The organism is Mycobacterium haemophilum DSM 44634, from assembly GCF_000340435.2.
GTDB classification, from domain to species: Bacteria; Actinomycetota; Actinomycetes; order Mycobacteriales; family Mycobacteriaceae; genus Mycobacterium; species Mycobacterium haemophilum.
On the sequence record NZ_CP011883.2, the window covers coordinates 495,640 to 511,205 of the forward strand.

Consider the following 15,566-nt stretch of genomic DNA (forward strand, 5'->3'; position numbering starts at 1 on the left):
GTGCCGTGATTTGCGCCATGCCCGTCTATCAACCGATTTAGAATGAGATCCCTTTGATGCGACCGTGCAACCGGTCGGAATGGGGTTGGCCATGAATAGTCGGGAGCGGAATCGAGGTCAGTGGCGCGGCGATTGCTCGCGCAGGGCGAGGGCGGCTATCGCTTGCGCAGGGGCGGCACTCATGGTGGCAGGATGCACCACTTTCGTGGACGGGCGCGCGCTGTCGATGCTCAACGACCCGTTCCGGGTGGCGGACCTGCCCGCCACCAATGGTCCGAGCGGGTCTCGCCCGAAGGCACCGGCTCCGGCAGGCACGGTGGTCAACACCGACAACGGAGCGATCGACAAGTTGTCGTTGCTATCGGTCAACGATATCCAGGAGTATTGGCAGCGGGTGTACCGCCAATCGCTGAAAGGAACGTTCACTCCGATCGGTAAGCTGGTCTCCTACGACTCCGACGACCGCGACGGTCCGATTGTCTGCCACAGCGAGACCTACCAGCTCGTCAACGCCTTTTTCACACCTCGCTGCAACCTGATCGCCTGGGATCGCGGAGTGTTTATGCCAGTCGCGCAACGCTATTTCGGCGACATGGCCGTCAATGGGGTGCTAGCACATGAGTTCGGGCACGCGCTGCAGCAGATGGCGAAACTGGTGACCAGAAAAGACCCCACCATCGTCCGCGAACAGCAAGCCGATTGTTTCGCCGGCGTCTATCTGTATTGGGTGGCCGCAGGTAAGTCGCCGCGCTTCACCCTGAGCACCGCCGACGGGCTTGACCACGTGCTCGCGGGGATCATCACCACCCGTGACCCGATTATGGACGCCGACGCCCAAAACGACGACGAACATGGGTCGGCCTTGGAGCGCGTCAGCGCCTTCCAGATGGGCTTCATCACCGGCGCTTCGGCGTGCGCGGGGATCAACGTTGTGGAGATCGAGCAGCGTCGCGGCGACCTGCCGACGACCTTGCGGGTCGATCTCAACGGGGACACCGAGCCCGGTGAGGTCCCGATCAACGAAGACACGCTGTCCACGCTCATGGAGATCATGGGACAGATCTTCTCGCTCAAGCAACCGCCCATGTTGTCCTACCAGCCCGCCGATTGTCCCGGCACGAAGCCCAGTCCACCGGCGTCCTACTGTCCGGCCAGCAACACCATTGCGGTCGATCTGCCGGCGTTGGTGACGATCGGAAAGGTCTCCGACGCAAATGAATACACGCTGCCGCAAGGTGACGACACCGCCCTGTCGATCGTGATGTCGCGATACACGCTGGCGGTGCAGCACGAACGCGGCCTGTCGATGCAAAGCCCGTGGACGGCCCTGCGGACCGCGTGCTTGACCGGTTATGTGCACCGCAAGATGGCTGAGCCCATCGACACCCCCGACCATAAGGAGCTGTTGCTGAGCGCCGGTGATCTCGACAAAGCCGTTTCCGGGCTGCTTACCAACCACCTGGTCGCCAGCGACGCCGCCGGCACCACGGTGCCGGCCGGCTTCACGCGAATCGCGGCTTTTCGCGCCGGCGTGGGCGGCAATATGGACGTGTGCTACACCCGGTATCCGGGATAAGACGGGTAGCCCTACGTGGATGATGATTCGTTCGCTGAGCCATCGAGGTAAAACCATCGGCCGGCGCGCCGTTCGAAACGGCTGCGCTCATGCATGCTGCCGGTGTGGGCCGCCGACTCGAATCGGGCTGTGAACTCCACTTCCCCCCAATCATCGTTGGGGCCGCCAGCGAGAGTGTCGGTCACCTCCAGACCAGTCCAGGTGATGCCTGGATCAACGGCCACATCGACCGGTCGCGTGCGTGGGTGCCAGGTTCGAAACAAGTAGTTGACATCACCACGGGTGTATGCCGCATACCTCGACCGCATCAATTCCTCAGCTGATCGGGCCTGTCGCTCCCCATGGTGCAACGGCCCGCAGCAGGCGGAATAGTCGGCTCCACTGCTGCACGGACACAGGGATCCGAAGAGTTCGGTCATCTCAGGTTTGGCCGCCCTTCGCTAGACGAGGTCACGTGGGTTCGGCAGCAGTCGCAGCGCCGCCTCGACCGCGAGAGCGGGCACGTCGAGGGTTTTCGAGCCCAAATCGTGGCGCGCACCGGCGATCTCGACGACCTCGGTCGACGCGGTGATCATCGCCGCCGCATCGTGTACCTCGGCCAACGTGCCGAAGGGATCCGACGTGCCATGAGTGAACACGGTGGGCACCGCGATATCCGGCAGATGCTCGGTGCGGGTGCGTTCCGGCTTGCCCGGCGGGTGAACGGGATAAGAGAACAGCGTCAGCAGGTCCACCGGCGCCTCGCGGCTGGCCACCACCATTGAGGTTTGCCGACCGCCGTAGGAATGTCCGCCGGCGATCAGCGGGCCGCCGACAAGGCCACGGCAGTACGTGATCGCCTCGACGATCCCGGCGCGGTCGTCTGCCCCTGACCCGGACGGCGGACCCTTGGGTCGGCGCCGACGGAACGGCAGGTTATACCGCACCGCCAGCCAGCCGCGTCGCGCCCACTCGTCGCAAACCTGTTGCAGCAGTGGTGATTCCCTGTTTCCTCCGGCGCCGTGGGTGAGGACCACGATGCCATCAGGGGTGCCGGTTGGTTCGTGCGTGATGCCGGCGATTTGCTCGAGGATCATGTCAGCCGAAACAGGGGGGAGACCGGGCCGTGGCCGCGGCCCAGCGGATAGGCGCCGCGCAGGCATGCGGTGACCCAGCGCTTCCCGAAGCCGACCGCGTCTGGCACGGTGTACCCGTGTGCCAGCGCGCAGGCCACCGCGGCCGCCAGCGTGTCACCGCCGCCGTGGTCGTTGCCGGTCGGCACCCGCGGCGCGTCGAACTCGTGGAAGGCGGCGCCTTCGGAAGAGCCACCGTAAAGCAGGTCGCAGCTGCGGTCCGACGACCGCAAGTGCCCCCCCTTGACCAGCACCCACTGTGGGCCCAGGGCATGTAAGGCCTTCGCGGCCGCACGTTGCGATTCGGCGTCGACCACGTCGATGCCCACCAGCAGCCGCACTTCGTCGAGGTTCGGCGTCACTACCGTGGCAAGCGGAAACAATTGGTCGCGAAGCGAATCCACGGCCTCACCCGCCAGCAGCGCGTCTCCGTGCATGGATGCGCACACCGGGTCGACGACCAGCGCCGCTGTCAATTCGAGCCGGCGCCAGGTCGCGGCCACCGTGGTGATGATGGCCGACGACGCCAGCATCCCGGTCTTGGCGGACTGGATGCCGATGTCGGTGACCACGGCCTCGATCTGGCTGGCCACGACCTCGTCGGGGATTTCGTGAAAGTCCTTGACTCCCAATGTATTCTGCACGGTCACCGCGGTAACTGCAGTGCATGCATGTACACCCAGCAGCGCCATGGTGCGCATATCGGCTTGGATGCCCGCGCCGCCCCCGGAATCCGATCCGGCGATGGACAGCACCCGTAGCGGTGTCGTGCCCGGGGGCGCCAGTGGCAGGTAGTTCACTGGGTCGGATGAGCGGCGACCCGCTTCGCCCGGCTCCGCCGCGCTTGCGATCACCGCTGTGTGATCGGCAGATACACCCGGTTGCCGTGCTCGGCGAACTCGGCCGATTTCTCCGCCATCCCCATCTCGAGGGCTGCCTCGATGGCTTCCTCGGTGTCGAGTCCGTGCTCGGCCGCGTATGCCCGTACATCGGCGGTGATCCGCATCGAGCAGAACTTCGGTCCACACATCGAACAGAAGTGCGCGGTCTTAGCCGGCTCGGCCGGCAGTGTCTCGTCGTGAAACTCCCGGGCAGTGTCGGGATCCAGCGACAGTGCGAATTGGTCGTTCCAGCGGAACTCGAAACGCGCCGTGGACAGGGCATCGTCACGTTCCTGCGCGCGGGGATGTCCCTTGGCCAGGTCCGCTGCGTGCGCGGCGATCTTGTAGGCGATCACTCCGTCTTTGACGTCCTTGCGGTCCGGCAGCCCCAGATGCTCTTTCGGGGTCACATAGCACAGCATCGCGGTGCCGGCTTGGGCGATGATGGCCGCGCCGATCGCCGACGTGATGTGGTCGTAGGCCGGTGCGATGTCGGTGGCTAGCGGACCCAGCGTGTAGAACGGGGCCTCCTCACACAGTTCCTCTTCCAGCCGCACATTCTCGACGATCTTGTGCATTGGGATATGCCCCGGCCCCTCGATCATCACCTGTGCGCCATGGGCTTTCGCGATCTTGGTCAGCTCCCCCAGGGTGCGCAGTTCGGCGAACTGTGCGGCGTCGTTGGCGTCGGCGATCGATCCGGGCCGCAGCCCGTCGCCCAGTGAGAAGGTGACGTCGTAGCGTGCGAAGATGTCGCAGAGCTCAGCAAAGTTGGTGTACAGGAACGACTCCCGATGATGAGCCAGGCACCAGGCCGCCATGATCGATCCGCCGCGGGACACGATGCCGGTGACCCGCTTGGCGGTCAGCGGTACGTAGCGCAGCAACACACCGGCGTGCACAGTCATGTAATCCACACCCTGCTCGCACTGCTCGATCACGGTGTCGCGGTAGATCTCCCACGTCAGTTCGGTCGGATCGCCCTTGACCTTTTCCAGCGCCTGATAGATCGGCACGGTACCGACCGGCACCGGCGAATTGCGCAGGATCCACTCGCGCGTTTCGTGGATGTTCTTGCCGGTAGACAGGTCCATGATGGTGTCCGCACCCCAGCGGGTGGCCCACACCATCTTGTCGACCTCCTCGGCGATCGAACTCGTCACCGCCGAGTTGCCGATGTTCGCGTTGACCTTGACCGCAAATGCCTTGCCGATGATCATCGGCTCGATCTCGGGATGGTTGTGGTTGGCTGGGATCACCGCGCGGCCACGGGCGACCTCGTCACGCACCAACTCGGCGGGCATGTCCTCGCGGGCGGCGATGAACGCCATCTCCGCGGTGATCTCGCCGGCACGGGCCCGCTGCAGCTGCGTGCCACGGTCGCGGATCACGCCGGGCCGCGCTGGCAACCCGGCCGTCAGGTCGATCACCGCGTCGGGATCGGTGTAGGGCCCGGAAGTGTCGTAAAGGTCGAAGTGGGCTCCGGTGGATAGATGCACCCGGCGGAACGGCACCCGCAGGCTAGGCCCGCCACCCGGGCTCGCTACTTCGCGGTAAGTCTTGCTGCTGCCCGCGATCGGGCCGGTGGTCACGGATGGTGCAGTGGTTTTCGGCAAGGTCTCGGTCATTTCATCTCCCTACGCCGGCATTACCCGGTCAGGTTCGTACGGTCGACGGCCCCGAGCCGTCCTCTCAGCGCACTCGGCGTGCGCTCCCGCGTGCTTTTTGTTGGGCCCCTCTCACGCTAGCGCAGTGTCTCGGCGGTGGGTACGTGCGGCAGCGATAGACTCGTTGGACGCCGCCTCCTGCAGTCGTTACTGGCGCAAGATGTAGTGCCCGCCGATTGACCTAGCGATCGAGGAACACGACCGTATGCTCGATCGGCTTGCGGGGGACATCGAGGTTGTTCGCGGGGAAGTCCTCGACGGGATACCCGATGGCGAGCCCACACAGAATTTCATAGCGGTGCGAGATGTGCAGGGTTTCGTGAACGATCTCAGGAAATCCCGCGATGAGCAGCTGGACGCAAGTACCCAGTCCCCGCGCGGTAAGCCCAAGGACCAACGTCTGCAGAAACATGCCGACGCCGAGACTGTCGACATGATGAAGGTTGCGGGGCATGCACACGATGCCGGCCAGCGGGGCATTGTAGAACCGCCAATTGAGGCGGACGGCTTTTCGACGCCCCTCGACATCGTCTCTGGCGATACCGAGGCTTTCGTAAAGTTGTGCGCCCAGTTCGTATTTCAGCGACTCGAACTCGGCGGGCAGCCGGGGTATCGCTGGTTCTCGGATGCGGGACTCGCTTAATAGCGCGGTTACTAGGCGCTCACGGGCGGCGCCGGACGCCAACACCAGATGCCATGGCTGCGTGTTGGAGTGTGACGGCGCGCGCCGGGCCAACTCCAGTGCCTCGATGACGTGGGAGCGTGGCACTGACTTATCGGGGTGGAAGAGCCGGATGGATCGACGCGCCCGCACTACTTGATCGAGCTCAACCACTCCCGCACTCCCCACTCGATGCCGTTCGAGTGGACCATATCGAAGCTAGGCCAAGTGCTCATAATCTTGGCGACTCACGATGTCACATCAACAGTGGCTAGATTCATCGAATCCTGGATGACTTCTCCAAGGAGGGGATACGGAAGGTCCTCAGGAGACTCGTCCTACAAGGCGTGGTTCTGGCCAGCGGTTTCGGACGAAGAGCGTTCACGATAACCGGACGCCCGCGGCAATGCCCTGAAGGCGTCCGGGTCGACCGGCTGAATAAGGCGATAGCCGGTATTGCTGCTGCTGATGCCAGCCGGGCAGTCTCGAAACTGCCCGCTGCGTCGCGGCAGCCAGCGACTGGCCGAGGCGGATAATTTCTCGGGCTTCAGCAGGCTATCAGTAGGTTGTTGAGTAGCGCGTTGGCGATGTCGCAGACTTCTTGCAAGTAAAAGCGTGTCTCTTCACTGAGAGTGAGACCGTATGGCGGCCAGCGCAATTCGTGCCGTCCGTTGGTTAGGCCTACCAACTGCTGGCGGCCAGTGACATTGTTGAGCCGCACGAGATATCCGGAACCGTCAGCGTGGACGTTGAGTTCGATGTCGGGATCGCCGACGAGCGCACCAGCACTGAGCGCTCCATAGACTAAGTCTGACAAGACCGATCCAGCACAGTCGTCACTGAGATCGTAAAGCTTGTACCCCAGCTCATCGCCTTCGATGGCCACCCAGCGGTCGAACGCGTCGTCATCGATGCCAAACGGCGTGCGGATACCCTCCGCGGTGACTACGAAGCCCGGTGCATCGTCTGTGACACGGGGCATCGTGGTGGTGCCGGGCACCATCGACTCCAATCTGCGAGTCGTGTTCAGGGTGTTATTCAGGCTGGTGACCATGTAGCCGTTGTCCATCACCCCAATGGCATTACCTACCCCGGCCGGCATCGGTGCTCTGCTTTGCATAACGTGTATTCCCCTATGAGCTGACGCGGTTGGTGCGCCGGTTCAGCCCACGCGGGTAATTGCCGCCCCGGCAACCATTCGGGTCGGTGAGCCCCTCACGAGCGCACAGCTCGTGTGAATCAGAACGAGGGCTCCAGGTTCATACAAGCTATCGGGCAGCTTAGCTGCGGAGCCCGCTTTGTCAACAGGATGGATTTTTGACCGATGTGGTCTTTAACGTGAGGTGCGACCGTCGTGCACAGGGGTATGCCCAGGCGGGTATCGTGTCGGCGGATTGCGGCTGGCAAAGGCAGGGATCTGGGAAGAGCAAGGGTTATGACTCGGGCTCGCCGGTACCGTCGTGTCATCGAAATCCGTGACGCCCTATTGATTCTTCAACCACACTTGCATCCCGAAACAACCACCCGCGCCGAACAACTCGCCACCACTGCGCATCACAACGGCCTGTTGTCGGGCGGCAGCGACCTACCGTCGAATTTCGGCGCCGATTGTTTTGAGCAAGCCAGCCAGTACGCGGCTGACTAGAGTTCTTCCATCGCCTCGCCGAGCTCTTCGAGAATCCGGTTGTGGTGGTTGCTCGCCAACAGGTGTCCGGCAGCGATGACCAATGCGACCGGCCAGTCGATGAGTTCGAATGCGGCAAGCGCGGCCAGACCGCCGTAGTAGGCCAGTTGCTCGGGCCGCGGTATCTCGGTCTGGCCCAGCAGCGGGAGGTTGACGACGAAGGTTTCGCCTTCACGGATTTTTTCCACGGCTTCACGCTGGGACATCGCCCGGCGAGACTTGTTTTCCGCCATCATTTGCCTTTCAGTAACGAAGGGTTTGCCGGCTCGCATGGTCGTACGGTCACCCTCTGACATATGTCGTCGACGGACGGCCTGGCCGACCCGCTGGTTTCGTCGGTGGCTCGTGTGCTGAACGTGCCGTTGCTGCAACTGTATGCACTGCTGTGGCGCGTCGGGGTGGTCCAGATTGTGCAGACCGATCGGGTGCGGGTCTCGAGGGGGATGATGTGTCCGGATCCATCAGCACACTGTTTAGAACAGCCACGGCAACAGTTGCGGCAGCAGCGGCTCCCAGGGCCTGCGCCCACCCCAGCGGGCCCAGCGGAGTGCAGCCGAGTAGCTGGCTGACTGGCGGAATGCTGATCAACGTCCCCATCGCCACAAGCGATCCCAGGGCGGTCAGCACAACCAGCCAGGCATGCGAGTCCAGCAGCGTTTGACCCAACTGGGCGGCCACCAGCGCGACCAGCGCCACCGTGGACGCCCGGCGCGGCAGCCCGGTAAAGCTGGCGATGGCCCACGCTGCGGTGGCCGCGGCCGCGGTGGTCGTGCCGCGGATGCCGACAGCACGCCACAGCGCGCGCCGATCCGGGCCGCGGGCGTCGGAGCTTGCCGGGTCGCTGGGCTTGCTGACCGCGAGGGCGGCAGCGGGCAGCGCGTCGGTCAGCATGTTCACCAGCAGCAACTGCCGGGTGTTCAGTGGCGAAATCCCGGTAATCGCGCTGCCGATGATGGCGAAGGCCACCTCGCCGGCATTGCCGCCCAGCAGCACCGACACCGCCGCTTGGACCCGCTGCCAGAGTTGGCGTCCCTCCTGGATTGACGGCAGCAGCGACTCGATCCTGCCGTCGATCAACACCATGTCGGCAGCGACCCGGGCCGGGTCGCTGCCGTGCGCGACGACACCGATACCGACGGTGGATGCTCGGATAGCGGCGGCGTCGTTGGAGCCGTCACCGACCATCGCGCAGACCCGCCCGCTGCGTTCCAGCGTCTGCACGATCTGCACCTTGTGCTCCGGTGTCATCCGGGCGAAGATGACCCGCTCGGTCACAGCCTGCTCTTTGTCCTTGCGCGACAAGCCGTCCCACTCGGCACCGCTGATGATCTGGTCGGCGCTCACCGCCATGCCGAGTTCCGAAGCGATGGCCGCCGCGGTTATCGGATGATCGCCGGTGATCAGCCGCACATCTAGCTCGTGTTCACGCAGATCCGCCAGTAGCTCGGCCGCTGCCGCGCGCGGGGTATCGGATAGCCCGAGCAACCCGACGAAGGACAACCCGTCGCGGCAGAAGCCGGCGATGACGTCGGGGTCGTCCAGAACCGACTGGGCCTGCTGCGGGCTCAGCTGACGCTGCGCCACCGCGATCACCCGCAAGCCGCCGGCAGCCAGCTCGGCGACCGTGCGCTCCATGCCGTGTTGCGCGCTCGATGCCGCGTCCGCGCAGCCGGCTAACACCACTTCCGGCGCACCCTTGACGGTCAGCTCGGTGCCGGACACCGACGCGGAGAACGACCTGCCGGAACGGAACGGAAGGTGAGCGGTGAGTGCTGTCTTAACGGCCGCAGCGGCTTCGACGATGGCCACGTCGGTGGCATGGATCTGCGGGCCGCCGTTGGTTGCCGGCGCGGCGTGGGCAGCGCAGCGCAGTACCTCCTCGCGCGTGACCCCCGGCGCTGGGTGCACCTGCGCCACCCGCAGTCGGTTCTCGCTGAGCGTTCCGGTCTTGTCGAAACAGACGACGTCGACACGGCCGAGCGCCTCCACTGAACGCGGGACACGGACTAAGGCCCCGAATTTGGTCAGCCGGCGCGCCGACGCCTGCTGCGCCAACGTCGCCACCAGCGGCATCCCTTCCGGGACGGCGGCCACCGTGACCGCGATGCCACTGGCCACGGCTTGGCGTAAGCCCTGGCGACGCAACAATCCGAGCCCGGTGACCAGTGCGCCGCCGGTCATACTGACCGGCCAGGCCTGGTTGGTGAGCTGACTCAGTTGGTGTTGCAGGCCGACGTCGGACAGCTCGTTGGATACCAGTTCGGCGGCGCGTCGCTGCTGAGTGTCGGCCCCGATAGCGGTCACCACCGCGACCGCGGTTCCCGCCACGACGGTGGTCCCGGCAAACAACATGCAGCGACGTTCGGCCAGGTCGGCGCCCGGAGTTGCTTCGACCTGTTTGGTCACCGACTGCGACTCGCCGGTCAGCGAGGATTCGTCGACCTCGACGTCGACCTCCTGGATCACCCGGGCATCGGCGGGTATCACCTCATGGGTCCGGACCTCGATGACATCTCCCGGGCGCAGTTGCTCGGCGATGACATCGGTGTACACCGGCTGACCGTCGGGACCGGTCAGCACCTTTCTCGCCGGCGGAATCTGGGCAGCTAGCAAGCGGTTGAGCCGGCTCTCGGCGCGCAGCCGCTGGCTAGCCGCGAGTATGGAGTTTCCGGTCAGGACCGACCCGACCATCACCGCATCGACCGGTGAACCTAGCACCGCGCTGGCCGCTGAGCCGAGGGCCAGCATGGGGGTCAACGGATCCGACAACTCTGCGCGGACGGCTCGTAAGAACTGCCAGACCGCATGCCTGGGCGGCTCGGTCAGCTGCGCGCCACGCTTGGCGGTCGCGAGGGTGCGGGCTCCAAGCGGCAGCTGATCTGGCACTTCGGGTTCGGTGGGCGGAGGCAAAATCTTGCGGACCTGCTCGACTGACATCGCGTGCCACTCGTAGATGGGTGCCGGCCGTGGGGTGGCTGCGCCAACGACCTTGCGGGCCAGCAGGTACCCCGACAGCACCCCGGCCACCGCGCCGACGGCAACGGTTCCTGGCCCCCGGCCGCGGACACCCGGCAGCATCAAGATTGCTCCTAAAGCTGTTGCGCTGGTGGCTATCTCGATTCCTCGCTGGCTTGCGGCGCGGGCCGCCGGAAGCGCGCGCAGCACCCGCCAGGCACCTGCGAGATCGGCCAGCATGACGTCGGCGCACCAGGGCGGCGGGTGTGATCCGGGCGTTGGTATCACGCCCAACGCCACGTCGGCTGACGCCATCGCGTGGGCGCCCGCCACCGACAACACCGCCACCGTGCGGCCCGCCTGCTGCAGGGTGACTACCGCGCTGGCCAGGGCTTCGTCGATGGATGCGTCGATGGAGCTGTTTGCTTCGTTACTGAGGGGCCGGATGTCGTCGAACGCTGAGCGGAGCTCGCCCAGCGCGTCGACGTCGACGGAGACCAGATCCGCCTCCGCACGTCGCGCCTCGGCGATCACCGCAGCGGCCAATGGATGGAGGGCGGGGCGAAACAGCGCCTCCACCACCGTATCTGGCTGGCTGGCTGATACCCCAGGCACCCGGTGCCAGCCCGGACGAAGGCGGTGGTGAGCCAGCATGATCTGGGCACGGTTCCACATCGCGGACAGTTCGTCGTCGTCGACACCGCGGACCTGCGCCACCCGCAACAAGTCGCTGCATAACACCCGGGGATCGATGACGATCGCGTCGACCCGGTCCAGCCGACCTAGACCCTCCGGCCGCAAGAGCAGTGCCGAGTGCTGGTCGGCCAAGCCCTGCCCGAGTGTGGCGGCGAACGCCTCACGCGACATCCGGCAGGCTTTGGGCGTGGCCACCAACGCCGCGGTGCCGGCCAGCTCCACGTCGCCGGTAGCGACGCCAATCAGCCCGGCGGCGAAGGCTTGGATGACCGCGAACCGATCGGCGGTGCGTTCGAGCGGGCCCCGAGGTAACGGCATCGGACGTGCCGGCGGGCGGATGGCCGGCTGGTCGGGGTGACGGGCGAGTTCAGGTTCGAAGCGACGCCAGGCCCGTGCCTCGGCGCGGGCTTCGGCGGCCTTCAGCGTCTGCATCAGCGCATCCGCCGTCAAGGATGCCCATGACAATGTGACGGTTTCCGCTGCGGCAACGGCCAGGCTCAGTATCGTGTCGGTCGCCTGCTGGCCGACGGCGTTTTCCAGCAGCCGGCGTATCCGGGGTTGGTAGTCCACGGCGACCACGCCCGTCAGGACGCTCAGCGGCAACCCCGGCCAGCGCAGCGCTCGGCCGGTGAGCGCGACAGCTAACCCAGCCGCGGCGGCGCCCATCGTCAAGGCCCGAGCAGCCAACACCAATCCGTCGCCCGGCAGGCTCGCTGGACGCCCCGGCGGATTTCTTGCGTCTTCGCTTCGGCGGCTGTGCTTTTCGGCTTTTTCGGCGTTATCGACCGCGCGGCACAGGGCGCGCAGTGAAATGGAGGGATCGTCGATGATGCCGACGACGATGCGCGACAGGGGATAGTTCAAGCTGGCTGAGGTGACACCGGGTTGGGCCCGCACCGCGTCGAGCACGACACGGCCGAGTTCATCGTCGCCAGTGTCGTCAAGGCCGCGCACTTCGATCCAGGCGTGGCCGTCGCCGCACCAACAGCGCCGGCCGAGTACCTCGCGGGTCGAGCCCGCGGTCTGCTGCAGCGTTCCGACGACCGCTGTCGCGGTCGTCATTGAGGCATTGGCAAGCGCGGTGGTTACTTGGAATCCGGCTGCAACAGCGCGTACCGGCAAAGACCGTCGTATCGATGCGCCAATGCTCAATGGTTACTCGGAGCTAGTTGAAGGTACCGATCAATTGGTGCTCCGCAGTTCAGTAGTGACCGCACGACGGCCAGTCGTTTTCTTAGCAGCCGGTTTGCTGGTGGCCTTGCGTGGCGGGGCCTTGTGTGGCGCCGCGTCGCTGGGCACTGGCTTGAGTTTCGCTTTCGCCGCCGGCGCAGTCGCGTCCGGCTTTTGGCTCATTTTTCGCAACAACAACGCGCCGCCGCCGACAGCCAACAGCACCGGCCACTCGACCAGGCCGGCAACGCCAAGCGCGCCCAAGGCCAACGCGGCCGCAGGCGTCGAGTGACTGCCTGTCCTGATTCCGCGTTTAACGCCGTCCGCGGCTCCCGCCACACCGCCGACAACGCCATTCACCGCAGCGCCACCCACCGCGCCCGCGGCGGCTGTGGTTGCGGTGGCCGCACGACTTACCGCTTTACCGAAACCTCTACCCACGCCGCGGACTGCCCCGCCGACGACGCTCATGATCACTCCCTGGTCTTAGTCGCTCGTTGCAAACCCCTGTGGCAACGGTTGTATACCCGCTGAACGCAAAGTTAACAGCAACAACGAAAATTGTTCTCCGTATCTGACAATCGAAAGCCTGCCACGTTGCAAACGCGCAGACAACGAGCAGCTGGATGCAATTTCTTGCGCGTGCGTTGCGGGCAGGCAATGTTGGGGCCGGCGAACCGCAGTGCACGCGCGTCAGTCAATGTTTTAGATCGACGAGAACCGGTGCGTGGTCACTGGGCGCTTTGCCTTTGCGTTCCTCGCGGACGATCTGCGCGTCAGTCACCCGGCTGGCTAACGCCGGCGAGGCGAGGATGAAGTCGATGCGCATACCCTGCTTCTTGGGGAACCGCAGCTGGGTGTAGTCCCAGTAGGTGTAGACACCGGGTCCCGGGGTGAAGGGCCGTACCACGTCGGTGAATCGCGCGTCGACGATCGCGTTGAACGCTTTGCGTTCCGGCTCGGAGACATGGGTGCAACCGGTAAAGAATTCGGTGCTCCAGACGTCTTCGTCGGTCGGGGCGATATTCCAGTCGCCGACCAATGCGATCTGTGCGGCCGGGTCGTTGCGTAGCCAGTCTTCGGCCGTACTGCGTAGCGCGGCAAGCCAATCCAGCTTGTAGGTGTAGTGGGGGTCGTCGAGTGTGCGGCCATTAGGCACGTACAGACTCCACACCCGCACGCCGCCGCAGGTGGCGCCCAGAGCGCGAGCCTCCGCGGTGGCGGCCACCGCTGGCTTACTACTCCAGCCGGGCTGGCCGTCGAAACCGATCTGCACGTCCTCGAGGCCGACGCGGGAGGCTATCGCGACGCCGTTCCACTGGTTGAAGCCGACGTGGGCGACCTCGTAGCCGAGTTCGTACAGCGGCAAGGTGGGGAACTGGCTATCAGAGCACTTGGTCTCCTGCATGGCCAGCACGTCGACGTCGGCGCGCACCAGCCAATCGACGACGCGATCCAGACGGGTGCGAATCGAATTGACGTTCCAGGTGGCCAGGCGCAGGTGCGGCGATCGCACTCGCAGCGGGTCGCCGCCATCAACCGTGCCGTCGGGCATGGCTAGACATTATGACTGTGCGGTGAAGTAACGACTGCGATGGTGCAGCCGGAAACCCAACGACTCGGGCAGGGCGCCGCTGACGGTGGCGGTCGTGCCCTCGTCAACACGCAGGTAGCCGCGCGTCGCGCCGCGCCGCGCGCCCCAGGCCAACAACTCTTCGCACAGCCGCCCCGCGGGGCCGGCCACGCTCGGGTCGTCCGCGGCGCACAGTGCGGACAGGCCCACCCACCGGGTGCCGTCGGGCGCGTCGGTCACCGCTGCACGCGCGACCGCGGCACCCGGATGGGTGCCGAACACCAGCTCGCCGTCGATGACCGCGGTGAGCACGTCAACGGGCACTCGCTGGTGGTACAGCCGCAGCCACGCATCGTCCGGGCGGGCCGACAAGGTGATGGTGGGGTCCGCTGCGCGGATGGACACGTCGCGCACCAATACCCGCTCGGTGCGTTGGCTGGTCAGGTCGGCGGGCGCTGGTAGCAAGCGATCGGGGATAGCCAGCAGCGGGGTCAGGCCGCGGCGGCGGTACCAGCCAAGAATTGCTGGAATCGCAGCTGGGTGAGCCGAAATATCCAGCGGCACTGCTGAATTGGCACCGAATGTGGCTCCGTGTCCGGCCCGCAGCAGCCAGCCGTCCAGCCAGGTCTGTTCGACGCCCGGCCAGCCCGCGGCCGCTGCGTGCTCAAGCCCCCGGATCTGTGCGGTGCGTATCGGTGTGGCGGTCAGCACCCGCAGCGCCACCACCTCAGCCGGTGCGCACTCGACGACCGCGCCTGTCTTGGTTCGCACCCGCACCACCGGATCGACCGCCAGCAGGTGTCCTACGACGTCGGTCAGCGGTGGGATCGAACCGGCAGGACGACGGTACCGGACCGTGACCCGGGTTCCGAGGTCCGGCCACGAGACCATTAGTGACCGAACGGGTCGGGCACCTCGCCCGGCATCCACGACAGTCCGGGAACGCCCCAGCGGTGTGACTTCACGGCCCGTTTCGCGCTGCGGGCGTGCCGGCCAATGAGGCAGTCCAAGTACAGAAAACCATCCAGGTGCCCGGTTTCGTGCTGCAGCATCCGCGCGAACAGGCCGGTGCCTTCGATAGTGACCGGGCTACCATCGGCGTCGAGGCCAGTGACACGTGCCCACTGCGCACGCCCGGTAGGGAATGACTCGCCGGGAACCGACAAGCACCCTTCGTCGTCGGTATCCGGGTCGGGCATTGTCTCGGGTATCTCGGAGGTTTCCAAGACCGGGTTGATGACCACACCGCGGCGGCGGGCGGTCTGCCCACGGTCCTCGGCGCAGTCGTAGACGAACACCCGCAGTCCGTACCCGATCTGGTTCGCGGCCAGGCCGACCCCGTGGGCGGCGTCCATCGTGTCATACATAGTGGAGATCAATCCGGCTAGCTCGGCTGGTAGCGAGCCGTCGGCGGCGACCTGCACCGGCGCTGTCGGCGTGTGTAAGACCGGATCTCCCACAATACGAATGGGTACGACTGCCATGGTCGGCTAGCTTAAGCCCGCCGACGATGCGGGCCGGAACGGCCTGAGGAGAAGGCGGGCAATCTGGTTCGAGCCCGCCGACGATGCGGGCCGGAACGGCCTGAGGA

The 15,566-nt window shown here is 65.5% G+C and carries 14 protein-coding genes and 1 riboswitch; of the genes, 2 read left to right on the forward strand and 12 right to left on the reverse strand.

Annotated elements, in window-relative coordinates; genetic code table 11:
* Positions 1–91 precede the first annotated feature (91 nt).
* Entirely contained in the window at positions 92–1,576 is a 1,485-nt protein-coding gene (locus tag B586_RS02300; RefSeq protein ID WP_054880762.1) for a neutral zinc metallopeptidase, read from the forward strand.
* An 11-nt stretch (positions 1,577–1,587) separates the two neighbouring features.
* On the opposite strand, the gene B586_RS21255 is transcribed toward B586_RS02300, so the two are convergent.
* From B586_RS21255 to B586_RS20670, 6 genes are all read right to left on the reverse strand, one after another.
* Complete coding sequence (locus tag B586_RS21255) at positions 1,588–1,995, reverse strand: YchJ family protein (protein ID WP_047313717.1); 408 nt, start codon at positions 1,993–1,995, stop codon at positions 1,588–1,590.
* Between the two features lie 21 nt (positions 1,996–2,016).
* Positions 2,017–2,652 (reverse strand): alpha/beta hydrolase family protein, encoded by a 636-nt coding sequence (locus tag B586_RS02310; protein WP_054878825.1) that lies wholly within the window; start codon positions 2,650–2,652, stop codon positions 2,017–2,019.
* Entirely contained in the window at positions 2,649–3,488 is an 840-nt protein-coding gene (gene thiD, locus B586_RS02315) for a bifunctional hydroxymethylpyrimidine kinase/phosphomethylpyrimidine kinase (protein ID WP_047313813.1), read from the reverse strand. Before thiD ends, B586_RS02310 begins: the two co-directional genes overlap by 4 nt.
* A gap of 50 nt (positions 3,489–3,538) precedes the next feature.
* Positions 3,539–5,197, reverse strand: coding sequence for a phosphomethylpyrimidine synthase ThiC (thiC, locus tag B586_RS02320; protein ID WP_054878824.1), 1,659 nt, complete (start codon positions 5,195–5,197; stop codon positions 3,539–3,541).
* A riboswitch (TPP riboswitch) is annotated at positions 5,186–5,297 on the reverse strand. Its footprint overlaps the gene before it by 12 nt.
* 120 nt (positions 5,298–5,417) lie before the next feature.
* Positions 5,418–6,071 (reverse strand): nitroreductase, encoded by a 654-nt coding sequence (locus B586_RS02325; protein WP_054878823.1) that lies wholly within the window; start codon positions 6,069–6,071, stop codon positions 5,418–5,420.
* A gap of 373 nt (positions 6,072–6,444) precedes the next feature.
* Positions 6,445–6,999: a hypothetical protein gene (locus tag B586_RS20670; protein ID WP_156166292.1), complete on the reverse strand. Its 555-nt coding sequence runs from the start codon at positions 6,997–6,999 to the stop codon at positions 6,445–6,447.
* A 333-nt stretch (positions 7,000–7,332) separates the two neighbouring features.
* Between B586_RS20670 and B586_RS02335 the strand changes: the two genes are divergently transcribed.
* The gene (locus tag B586_RS02335) at positions 7,333–7,542 is read left to right on the forward strand and encodes a DUF6545 domain-containing protein (RefSeq protein ID WP_054878822.1); all 210 of its coding nucleotides are present in this window, start codon (positions 7,333–7,335) and stop codon (positions 7,540–7,542) included.
* Here the strand turns inward: B586_RS02335 and B586_RS02340 are convergent.
* From B586_RS02340 to B586_RS02365, 6 genes are all read right to left on the reverse strand, one after another.
* Positions 7,539–7,814 (reverse strand): hypothetical protein, encoded by a 276-nt coding sequence (locus B586_RS02340; RefSeq protein ID WP_156166312.1) that lies wholly within the window; start codon positions 7,812–7,814, stop codon positions 7,539–7,541. The two genes, B586_RS02335 and B586_RS02340, sit on opposite strands and share 4 nt — an antisense overlap.
* A gap of 49 nt (positions 7,815–7,863) precedes the next feature.
* On the reverse strand, positions 7,864–12,354 hold the full coding sequence (locus B586_RS22555; protein ID WP_054878821.1) for a cation-translocating P-type ATPase: 4,491 nt from the start codon (positions 12,352–12,354) through the stop codon (positions 7,864–7,866).
* Positions 12,355–12,414: 60 nt separating this feature from the next.
* Positions 12,415–12,873, reverse strand: coding sequence for a hypothetical protein (locus tag B586_RS02350; RefSeq protein ID WP_054880761.1), 459 nt, complete (start codon positions 12,871–12,873; stop codon positions 12,415–12,417).
* Positions 12,874–13,099: 226 nt separating this feature from the next.
* On the reverse strand, positions 13,100–13,903 hold the full coding sequence (locus B586_RS02355; RefSeq protein WP_197079867.1) for an exodeoxyribonuclease III: 804 nt from the start codon (positions 13,901–13,903) through the stop codon (positions 13,100–13,102).
* Positions 13,904–13,966: 63 nt separating this feature from the next.
* Positions 13,967–14,866: an N-acetylglutamate synthase, CG3035 family gene (locus B586_RS02360; RefSeq protein WP_054878820.1), complete on the reverse strand. Its 900-nt coding sequence runs from the start codon at positions 14,864–14,866 to the stop codon at positions 13,967–13,969.
* Positions 14,866–15,459 carry a peptide deformylase gene (locus B586_RS02365; protein WP_047313708.1) on the reverse strand — a complete coding sequence of 198 codons (594 nt, stop codon included), beginning with the start codon at positions 15,457–15,459 and terminating at the stop codon, positions 14,866–14,868. Before B586_RS02365 ends, B586_RS02360 begins: the two co-directional genes overlap by 1 nt.
* Positions 15,460–15,566: the final 107 nt, after the last annotated feature.

Coding starts and splice junctions, on each gene's coding strand:
- B586_RS02300 (WP_054880762.1), top strand. CDS start 92: ATGAATAGTCGGGAGCGGAATCGAGGTCAGTGGCGCGGCGATTGCTCG.
- B586_RS21255 (WP_047313717.1), bottom strand. CDS start 1,995: ATGACCGAACTCTTCGGATCCCTGTGTCCGTGCAGCAGTGGAGCCGAC.
- B586_RS02310 (WP_054878825.1), bottom strand. CDS start 2,652: ATGATCCTCGAGCAAATCGCCGGCATCACGCACGAACCAACCGGCACC.
- thiC (WP_054878824.1), bottom strand. CDS start 5,197: ATGACCGAGACCTTGCCGAAAACCACTGCACCATCCGTGACCACCGGC.
- B586_RS20670 (WP_156166292.1), bottom strand. CDS start 6,999: ATGCCGGCCGGGGTAGGTAATGCCATTGGGGTGATGGACAACGGCTAC.
- B586_RS02335 (WP_054878822.1), top strand. CDS start 7,333: ATGACTCGGGCTCGCCGGTACCGTCGTGTCATCGAAATCCGTGACGCC.
- B586_RS02340 (WP_156166312.1), bottom strand. CDS start 7,814: ATGGCGGAAAACAAGTCTCGCCGGGCGATGTCCCAGCGTGAAGCCGTG.
- B586_RS02350 (WP_054880761.1), bottom strand. CDS start 12,873: ATGAGCGTCGTCGGCGGGGCAGTCCGCGGCGTGGGTAGAGGTTTCGGT.
- B586_RS02360 (WP_054878820.1), bottom strand. CDS start 14,866: ATGGTCTCGTGGCCGGACCTCGGAACCCGGGTCACGGTCCGGTACCGT.
- B586_RS02365 (WP_047313708.1), bottom strand. CDS start 15,459: ATGGCAGTCGTACCCATTCGTATTGTGGGAGATCCGGTCTTACACACG.